The 858-nt window shown below is 43.6% G+C and carries 1 protein-coding gene and 1 pseudogene; one reads left to right on the top strand and one right to left on the bottom strand.

What is annotated here, in order from left to right:
• Nucleotides 1–520 (top strand): annotated as a pseudogene (locus A3756_RS28370) (hypothetical protein); the annotation flags it as partial.
• Nucleotides 521–529: 9 nt separating this feature from the next.
• Here the strand turns inward: A3756_RS28370 and A3756_RS24980 are convergent.
• Nucleotides 530–858 (bottom strand): efflux RND transporter permease subunit (locus A3756_RS24980; protein WP_156490757.1); only part of this gene is annotated, 329 nt, incomplete at its 5' end.

The raw sequence follows: 858 nt of genomic DNA, 5'->3' as shown, positions 1-858 counted from the left end.
TTCTTATTACTTAAAGCGTGCTCAAAGCTATGCCGCTCTAGGCCAATCTAGCTATGCCATTGATGATTATCGCTATAGCATGCGTTTACTACCAACAAGTATTGCTGCCCTACAATTAGGAGAGCTATACAGCGAGTCTCAGAATCAGGAACAAGCACTTAAGTACTATGCACAAGCAGCCCAGGCGCAAGGCGATATAGGTCAACAGGCAAAACTAAAACTGGCCCTAATCGAAATTAAGCAAACACCGGAAAAATACTTAAAGGCCAAGCATGTTCAAGACCCTAAAGGGCCTTTATTGGTGACAATAGAAAACCATAGTCCACTGAACATTGGCGCTCTACAGTTGCGCACGCAGCTAATTGACGCAAATGGAAAAGTAATTAAGATTGAAGAATGGTCAATTAACGAAACGATTCCGGCGCAAAAACGCAGCCCCTACTATCCTGCCAAAGTTGTTTATCACTTAAAAACAGGCGAAAAGGTTAAAACCAGCATTAGCTCGGTGACACTTGAATAGAAACACCAATTAGGAACCGTTTTGTTTGCTTGATATCCATTGGCGAGTATTAGCACCAAGTACCAGTAAAGCCGGTGTTAGAAACAAGGTGAGGACTGTGGCAAACGCCAATCCACCAGCAATGGCACTAGATAACTGAGTCCACCACTGTGTAGAAGGTGCACCAAAAGCTACGTCGCGATTGATAAAGTCGATATTCATCGATAAGACCATCGGTATCAAACCAAGAACAGTGGTTCCTGCAGTCAATAACACGGGTCGCATACGAATCTCACCCGTCATCAAAGCCGCCTGATAAGGGCTAACTCCATTGTTGATATACGAGTTATAGGTATCAA

It is taken from the genome of Oleiphilus sp. HI0086, from assembly GCF_001635225.1.
The sequence above is the reverse complement of the archived record's forward strand: the minus strand, read 5'-3'. Positions and strand labels throughout refer to the sequence as shown.